The sequence below is a fragment of the Psychromonas hadalis ATCC BAA-638 genome, from assembly GCF_000420245.1.
GTDB lineage: Bacteria > Pseudomonadota > Gammaproteobacteria > Enterobacterales > Psychromonadaceae > Psychromonas > Psychromonas hadalis.
On the sequence record NZ_ATUO01000152.1, the window covers coordinates 1 to 8,509 of the forward strand.

Below are 8,509 nucleotides of genomic sequence, written 5' to 3' on the forward strand. Positions count from 1 at the left end.
CTAAAGAGAATATTGACAGCCCTGAAATGCAAGCAGTACTAAACCCATTTGGTAAATAATGAGTAATTAATTACCAAACTATTAAGAGAGATACTTATCGAGAAACATATCTCTCTATTTCATACGATTCAATTACAAGTAATTAACTCAACACGTTATAAATGAGAATCTAAATATGACAAATCTTATTAAAATTGGTATTCGTCCTACTATTGATGGCCGTCAAATGGGTGTTCGTGAGTCACTAGAAGAGCAGACCATGAATATGGCTAAATCAGCGGCTGCTTTTATTGAAGCTCATATTCGTCACACAAGTGGTGACAAAGTGGAATGTATTATTGCTGATACTTGTATCGGTGGTGTTTCAGAATCTGCTGCATGTGCTGATAAATTTAAGCGTGAAAATGTTGGTGTCGTAATGACAGTGACACCTTGTTGGTGTTATGGCATGGAAACGATTGATATGGACACGCAGACCCCTAAAGCTATTTGGGGATTCAACGGTACAGAGCGTCCTGGTGCTGTTTATTTAGCCGCTGCGATGGCTGCTCACTCACAAGTTGGTTTACCTGCGTTTTCTATCTACGGTGAAGAAGTGCAAGAAGCTGATGATACAAGTATCCCTTCTGACGTTCAGGCTAAAATTTTACGATTCTGTCGTGCAGGTTTAGCAGTGGCATCGATGAAAGGGAAGTCGTACCTGTCTATGGGCTCTGTATCAATGGGGATTGCAGGCTCTGTCGTCAATTCTGAATTTTTCCAAAAATATCTGGGCATGCGTAATGAATATGTCGATATGATTGAGATTAAACGTCGCTTAGACCGCGAAATTTACGATAAAGAAGAATTAGAGCTAGCAATGTCTTGGGTTAAAGAATATTGCAAAGAAGGTAAAGACTATAACGGAGTCCCATTCACTGAAGAGCGCAAAGCAGAGGATTGGAAAACGGTTGTTAAAATGACCATGATCATGCGTGATCTGATGCAAGGTAATCCACGCTTAGCAGAACTTGGCTTTAACGAAGAAGCGCAGGGGCATAATGCTATTGTTGGTGGTTTCCAAGGTCAGCGTCACTGGACTGATCATCTGCCTAATGGCGATTTCTCAGAAGCTATTCTTAACTCATCATTTGATTGGAACGGCATTCGTGAACCACTCTGTATTGCAACAGAAAATGATAGTTTAAACGGCGTTAACATGCTGTTTGGTAAGCTGTTAACTGGTGAAGCGCAAGTGTTTTGTGATGTACGTACTTATTGGTCTGAAAGTGCAGTAGAGCGTGTAACTGGCTTCAAACCTGAGTCTGGCTTGATTCACTTAGTGAACTCAGGCTCCGCTGCTTTAGATGGTTCAGGTAAAGTTAAAAATGCCGAAGGTAAGCCGGTCATTAAGCCACACTGGGACTTAACAGAGAATGACACAAAAGCATGCTTAGATGCGACTCGTTGGTGCCCTGCTATCGAAGAATACTTCCGTGGGGGTGGTTTCTCGTCACAATTCCTAACTGAAGGTGCTATGCCATTTACGATGCATCGTATTAATATTATTGCAGGTCTTGGTCCTGTTCTGCAAATCGCTGAGGGGCATTCTGTTGAGTTACCTGAAGAGGTTCATAACATATTAAATGAACGAACTAATGCCACGTGGCCTACAACTTGGTTTGTGCCTCGTTTAACGGGCAAAGGTTCATTTAAAAATGTATATGATGTGATGGCAAACTGGGGAGCAAACCATTGTGTTATTTCTCATGGTCACATCGGTGCTGATTTAATATCCCTTGCTGCAATGCTCCGTATTCCAGTCTCTATGCACAATGTTGATAGCAAAGATGTTTTCCGTCCTCATACGTGGTCTGCATTTGGTCAAGATATAGAAGGTCAAGATTTCCGTGCATGTCAAAACTTCGGGCCAATTTATAAATAAGACTGATCAATAATAAATACTTGTTTTTTTGGAGCAAGTATTTTAGAGGAAACATTATGTCTATTGTAATTATTCTTGATTGTGGTGCTACCAATGTACGAGCAATTGCTGTGAATGATGATGGTAATATTATTGCCTCTCATTATATAGCAAATGAGACTCTACAAAATGGTACAAACCATGTTTGGGATTACCAACAAATTTGGGCAAAGTTAGTTAAATGTTGTAATCAAGTAACCGCTCAAATTAATAGCCAAGATATTTGTGCGGTTTCCGTTACTACGTTTGGTGTTGATGGTGCCCCTTTCGATAAAAATGGTCAACAAATATATCCAGTGATTTCTTGGAAATGCTCACGTACTGCGTCTGTTATGTACCAAGTCGAAAAGGAACTTAATCGATCTAAGTTATATCAAGATAATGGCATTGGTGATTACAGTTTTAATACACTTTATAAACTGAAGTGGCTTAAAGAGAATGAACCCCTTATCTACAGTAATATGGACAAGTTTGTTTTCATTTCATCAATGATCACACATGATTTAACCGGTGAACTTACAACTGATAGAACGATGGCTGGTACGTCGATGTTAACCGATTTAGAGTCTGGTGAATGGCGACAAGAAACACTTGATTACTTAGCTCTTACCAAAGATAGTTTTCCGCCATTAGTTAATGCCGGTGATGTTGTTGGTAAATTAAAAGCAGATATTGCTGACTTACTTGGCTTTCCTTTGAATACTCCTGTGATTTCTTCGGGGCATGATACTCAATTTGCTCTTTTTGGTTCGGGGGCAAAAGTAAATCAACCTTTCTTAAGTTCAGGTACTTGGGAGATCTTAATGGCTCGCTCTCCGCGGCCTCAGCTTAAACCTGAATATTTGAAAAAAGGAATGACAACAGAATTAGATTCGAAAACGGGTATCTATAACCCAGCGATCCAATGGTTATCTAGTGCGGTTATGGAATGGGTTGCAAGCACTTTCTTTGGTGACGTTGTTAATCAAGAGAACAAATATGCACTCATGATTTCAGAAGGTGAATCAGCTCCTATTGGGTGTAACGGGACAACATTTAACGCTCAATTTTTACTTGATGACCAGCATCAAGGCAAAGGTTTTATTACCGGTTTATCTATGAATACTACGCGTGGTGAAATTTATCGTGCGGCTTTAGAAGGGTTAGCGATTCAGCTAAATAAAAGCTTAACGTCACTATCTGAAATTTGTGATTTTAAGGCTGATAGTTTAATCGTTGTTGGTGGGGGTTCTAGAAATAGGCTTTGGAATCAAATTCGTGCCGATGTATTAGGTATTCCAATTCTTGTTGTAGATCAAGCCGAATCTACAGTATTGGGGGCTGCAATGTATGCTTTTGCAGGTGTGAGTGTGTATGCAACACCAGATGAAGCTCAAGACAAGATGAAGCCAACGTTTACAGTGGTGAACCCAAGCGACAATACTGCATTGTATTCAAAAAAATTATTGGAGGTACAAAGTGCTTAAAGGTATTCACCCAGCCATTAGTCCAGAACTATTGGCAATATTGTGCAAAATGGGTCATGGAGATGAGATTTTGTTAGCGGATGCTCATTTTCCTGCTGAGACGTTTAATCATAACGTGATTCGAGCAGATGGAGTGCAAGTCGTCACATTGCTTGAGGGCATTATCCCATTATTTGAACTTGACCAATATTCAGCAAAACCATTAGTGATGATGGCCGCAGTTTCAGGTGATGAACTTGATGCAAATGTAGAAATGAAATATATGGCGACTATCGCAAAATCATTAACAGAACAACCACAACTTGAACGTATGGAGCGCTTTGACTTTTATGACCGAGTCAAAAATTGTTATGCCGTAGTGTTAACTGGTGAAACCGCAAAATATGGGAATATTATTTTAAAGAAAGGCGTGACTACGCTATAAGGAATGATTATGGATTTATTACGTAAAGAATTATCACAAAAAATTATTGAAACTTGTCTTGAAATGACAAGGCTGGGTCTTAATCAAGGAACCGCAGGAAATGTTAGTGTGCGTTATAACGATGGTATGTTGATTACACCAACAGGTATTCAATATGAAAAACTAACACCTGAACATATTGTCTATGTCTCAAATGAGCATGAATTTGAAGAAGGTAAAATCCCATCGAGTGAATGGTTATTTCACCTTACTTGTTATGAAACTCGTACAGATTGTGACGCTGTTGTGCATAATCATGCTATCAATAGCGCCGCAGTTTCTATATTGAATAAACCTATTCCTGCGATTCATTATATGGTTGCCGCATCAGGGGCTAATGAGATTCCTTGTGTACCGTATGCGACATTTGGCGGTGCTAAATTAGCTGATTATGTAAAAGAAGGTATTGCAAAAAGTAAGTCTATTCTTCTTCAACATCACGGTATGATTACTTGTGGAGAAAATTTAGATAAGGCACTTTGGTTAGCACATGAGACAGAAGTACTTGCCGAATTGTATTTAAAAACACTTGCAATACAAACGGACATTCCCACTCTTAGTAATGAAGAGATGGATGTTGTGCTAGGAAAATTTTCTACTTATGGTTTACGTGTAGAGCATTAAATTCACAATTTATCTGGCCTGTACTTACAGGCTTTCATTTTTATAATCAAAGGAAAATATTATGGTCTTTTCTTTAAATCTCCCAAAATTAACACTTAGTGGTGAAGGTGCAGTTACTGAGTCTGTTGAAGTATTAAATAATCGTTTAGTAAAAAAAATTATGATAGTAACCGACAAGAATCTTATTGATTTAGGTGTATTAGATTCTCTTTATGCCGCGTTAGATAAAAATGGCTTTGTCTATGTTACTTTTGATAAGGTGACACCAAATCCAACAGCTACGCTTGTACGTCAAGGTGTTGATGTTTACGTGAAAAACAAGTGTGATTGCTTTATTGCAGTGGGTGGCGGTAGCCCAATCGATTGTGCAAAAGCTATCCGTATTGTGACCACAAATGGCGGTGATATTTGTGATTATGATGGTATCGGCTTAGTAAAAAATGAAGGTGACTTTTTCATTGCCATTAATACAACAGCAGGCACAGCTGCAGAAATGACGTCTAATTCGGTGATCACAGATGAAATTCGTAAAGTAAAAATGGTTATTATTGATCCAAAACAGATCCCTGATGTGTCAGTTAATGACCCACTGTTAATGCTTGGATTGCCAGCTCATGTGACAGCTGCAACTGGCATGGATGCATTAACACATGCAATTGAATCTATTGTGACACCTGGTGCACATACACTCACCAAGCCGATGGCATTAGAGGCTGTTAAGTTAATTACTAAATGGCTACCTGTCGTAGTGAAAGATGGTCAGAATGTTAAAGCAAGAGCAATGCTAGCAGATGCTCAATTCTTGGCTGGCCTCTCATTTAATTCAGCAGGTCTTGGTGCCGTGCATGCTTTGGCTCATCAGCCAGGTGCAACGCATGACTTACCTCATGGTGTATGTAACGCAATTTTACTTCCAATTGTTAGCGCATTTAACGCTGAAACAGCCCCTAATGCTTATAGAGCAATTGCTGAAGCTATGGGGGGTAATACCTCTCAGCTTAATGATTGTGATGCGGCAAATTTAGCGGTGGCTCTTATTGAAAAGCTTTCTGTTGAGGTAGGTATTCCTTCAGGACTGAAGCAGTTAAACATTAAGCACAGTGATATCGACTTATGGATTGATAAAGCGATGAATGATGTATGCATGGGAGGGAACCCTCGCCAACCAACAGCGGATGAAGTTAAATCGTTATACACTCAAGCCCTGTAATGTTCATCTTCACTGAAAGATCCAGCTGTTAAGTTGTGAACTTAACAGCACCTCTACCAATTACGCGATAATTTGCAGATGAAAAATTCAAATATCTCTGCAGGTTATTAGTTAGTAATGCTAAAAATAACACGTAAGGTGAGCCTAATTAAACATAAAGTTTATCAATTTATCGATATTTGTTGTCTTTTAATGTTCGCTCAATAAAAACCGAAGGAAGAAAGTATGTCATTTAAAGGAAAGGTATATTCATTATTTGGTTTCATTGTTGCCTTAGCCGTATTAACCTCATATTTAAGCGTAAATTACTACGTCAGCAACTATATATATGAACAGAGCGTCAATAATACCGCAAGCCAACTCAATCTAGTCAAAGATAAGCTAAGTAAAGATATTGATAATAAAATATTACTGGCAAAAAATATTAACACTAGTTTTACTCGCCTTGATGTATTGCAAAAAGAATCTGGTTTTTTTCGCATTAATAGAGTTCATCGCGGCATGGTGTTTAGTGAAAATGGAGTTGAAGATGATCCAAGTAAAAAAGACTTCGTATTAAAGTTACTTGCAGATGCAAATGGTCAAATAGCGATTAGCAATATTTTTATAATGCAAGAGAAACCTGTATTAACAGTGACCATTTCTGCAAGTGGTGAACGTGGTAATATTTTCTTTCTAGATCTTACTGATATTCAAAATCTATTGAAAACCTCTGCTTCTCCTGGAATCTATTATGAGTTAATTGATGCAGCGGACAACCTTTTATTTACCAATAAAATAGAAGGTGATTTAATCAAGAAACAATATAAAGTCTTATTTGGTAAAAATAAATGGACACTCTCTAGTTACATCGATAAAGCATTCATTGCACAAAAAACTAACTCCCTTAATAGATCAATAACTTTTGGGTTACTCATCGCAGGTCTCGTTTTATTTGCTTTAAGTATTATTTTAGTTCGTATAGCTTACCGCCCGATTCAAACTTTACGCATAGTGGTGACAAATCTAGCTAGTGGAGAGGGTGACTTAACCCGCCGTTTAGAAGTTAACAGTAAAGATGACCTTGGTTTAATAGCCTCAGCAGTCAATCTATTTACAGAAAACCTGCAAGGCTTAATGCTGGAAATTTCGAGTTCCGCCAACAATCTCAGTGAGGGAATTCATCAGATCTCTGAGAAAACAGGGCGTAATCAGAAACTTATGCAGTCTCATGCTCAAGAAACAGAACAAGCTGTCACTGCGATTGCAGAAATGAATTCAACTGCAGAGTCTGTCGCAGAAAGTGCGTTAACTGCATCGCAGTTAACTGATGATACTTCTCAGCAGGCAGCAATATGCAAAGAACAAGTAAATAGCTCAGTATCAAGCATCAGCGCTTTAATTCATGATGTTGAGAATATGTCTGAGTCAATTTTCACGTTAAATAGTGATATTGACAAAATTGGTAGCATACTTGGTGTGATCGGAGGTATTGCAGAACAAACAAATCTGCTTGCATTAAATGCTGCAATTGAGGCTGCACGGGCAGGTGAACAAGGGCGAGGTTTTGCTGTCGTTGCTGACGAAGTTCGCACTCTTGCCAGCCGCACACAAGATTCAACTAAAGAAATCAATGACACGTTGAAAAAATTACAAGCAGGTACCTCATCAGTTGTTAGTGCCATGGAAAATACTAAGCAAGCATGCCAAAGATCTGCAGAGGTTATAAATAAAAGCACTATTTCACTTAACACTATGACAGATTCAATTAGTAATATTCACATACTCAATGTACAAATAGCCACAGCTGCAGAACAACAGAGTGTTACCACCAATGAAATATCTCGCAATATGCATATGATGCAAAACATGATTATTGAGTTAGAGAAAAATGGTGTAGAGACAACAGCGAATGTAATTGATATTGAAAAAAGTAAAAGTAAGTTAGATGATGTGGTCAGTTACTTTAAGTTGAAATAATTAAACATTGATAACCCCCCTGTTAAACTGGGGTGACTCGCATCGGTTTTACCGTGACAACGGTAGATATATCTTCTTTGCTCGACTAAAAGTAAAGAGGAAAAGCCTATGCGAGACTATAAGAGTTCCACGACTAATCTGGTTATATTATATTGCTGTGCTCACTTATAACATGACTAAGTTAACGCAATAAGTTACCTAAAAACATGCCATGAAATACTTTTTAGGAATGTTAGAACAGCTTAAAAGTTGAGGGATCCCCACGAAATATCATAAATTACCTAGCCGTATAACAAGGTGGGGTAATTCATGTAAAAACCCAAATAATAACTTTATCATCTATCTTGTATCTATCATCATCAACAACCTCTCTACCAAGGTAAATATGCGACAAAACCCGTTTATTTTTTACAGTATTTTCCTGTAATAGATGGTGATAATTTAATTGCTCTGCTGCAAATCCTATGCATCATAGAATATAAAGAATAAGGGCGCCAATAAGGAGAAGTATATCAAAACGTTCGTAAGCGTCAGGGCAACCACACCTTCATCTAATTTCTGATCTCAGTTATGTTATTTTCAAGTCAAATAAAAGGAAATAACAATGAAAATAACGCGCAACGAAACACAATGGCAGACCCTAGTAAAAAATCAACAAACCAGTGGGTTAACTATTTCAGATTACTGTCAACAACATCACTTATCAACGTCTAGCTTCTACACTTTCAAGAAAAAACTAGGCCTAACATCCAACAGCTTTGTTCGCGCTAAAGTGATACAACAAATTGAATTTATGGAAGAACAACCATCAATCACACTCTCTG

The 8,509-nt window shown here is 38.1% G+C and carries 7 protein-coding genes; all 7 read left to right on the forward strand.

Annotation, left to right across the window (positions count from 1 at the left end; translation table 11 throughout):
• Positions 1-175: 175 nt before the first annotated feature.
• Positions 176-1,924: an L-fucose isomerase gene (fucI, locus tag G322_RS0115255; RefSeq protein ID WP_022942605.1), complete on the forward strand. Its 1,749-nt coding sequence runs from the start codon at positions 176-178 to the stop codon at positions 1,922-1,924.
• A 56-nt stretch (positions 1,925-1,980) separates the two neighbouring features.
• Positions 1,981-3,429 carry an L-fuculokinase gene (gene fucK, locus G322_RS0115260; protein ID WP_022942606.1) on the forward strand — a complete coding sequence of 483 codons (1,449 nt, stop codon included), beginning with the start codon at positions 1,981-1,983 and terminating at the stop codon, positions 3,427-3,429.
• Positions 3,422-3,853 (forward strand): L-fucose mutarotase, encoded by a 432-nt coding sequence (fucU, locus tag G322_RS0115265; protein ID WP_022942607.1) that lies wholly within the window; start codon positions 3,422-3,424, stop codon positions 3,851-3,853. The genes fucK and fucU overlap by 8 nt, the downstream gene beginning before the upstream one ends.
• Before the next feature lie 9 nt (positions 3,854-3,862).
• A complete protein-coding gene (locus G322_RS0115270; protein ID WP_022942608.1) occupies positions 3,863-4,516 on the forward strand; it encodes an L-fuculose-phosphate aldolase in 654 nt (217 codons plus the stop codon).
• Positions 4,517-4,577: 61 nt separating this feature from the next.
• Positions 4,578-5,726 carry an iron-containing alcohol dehydrogenase gene (locus G322_RS0115275; RefSeq protein ID WP_022942609.1) on the forward strand — a complete coding sequence of 383 codons (1,149 nt, stop codon included), beginning with the start codon at positions 4,578-4,580 and terminating at the stop codon, positions 5,724-5,726.
• Positions 5,727-5,951: 225 nt separating this feature from the next.
• Entirely contained in the window at positions 5,952-7,685 is a 1,734-nt protein-coding gene (locus G322_RS0115280) for a methyl-accepting chemotaxis protein (protein WP_022942610.1), read from the forward strand.
• A gap of 604 nt (positions 7,686-8,289) precedes the next feature.
• A partial coding sequence (gene tnpA, locus G322_RS0115285; protein WP_022942611.1) for an IS66 family insertion sequence element accessory protein TnpA occupies positions 8,290-8,509 on the forward strand: 220 nt, incomplete at its 3' end.

Coding starts and splice junctions, on each gene's coding strand:
- fucI (WP_022942605.1), top strand. CDS start 176: ATGACAAATCTTATTAAAATTGGTATTCGTCCTACTATTGATGGCCGT.
- fucK (WP_022942606.1), top strand. CDS start 1,981: ATGTCTATTGTAATTATTCTTGATTGTGGTGCTACCAATGTACGAGCA.
- G322_RS0115270 (WP_022942608.1), top strand. CDS start 3,863: ATGGATTTATTACGTAAAGAATTATCACAAAAAATTATTGAAACTTGT.
- G322_RS0115275 (WP_022942609.1), top strand. CDS start 4,578: ATGGTCTTTTCTTTAAATCTCCCAAAATTAACACTTAGTGGTGAAGGT.
- G322_RS0115280 (WP_022942610.1), top strand. CDS start 5,952: ATGTCATTTAAAGGAAAGGTATATTCATTATTTGGTTTCATTGTTGCC.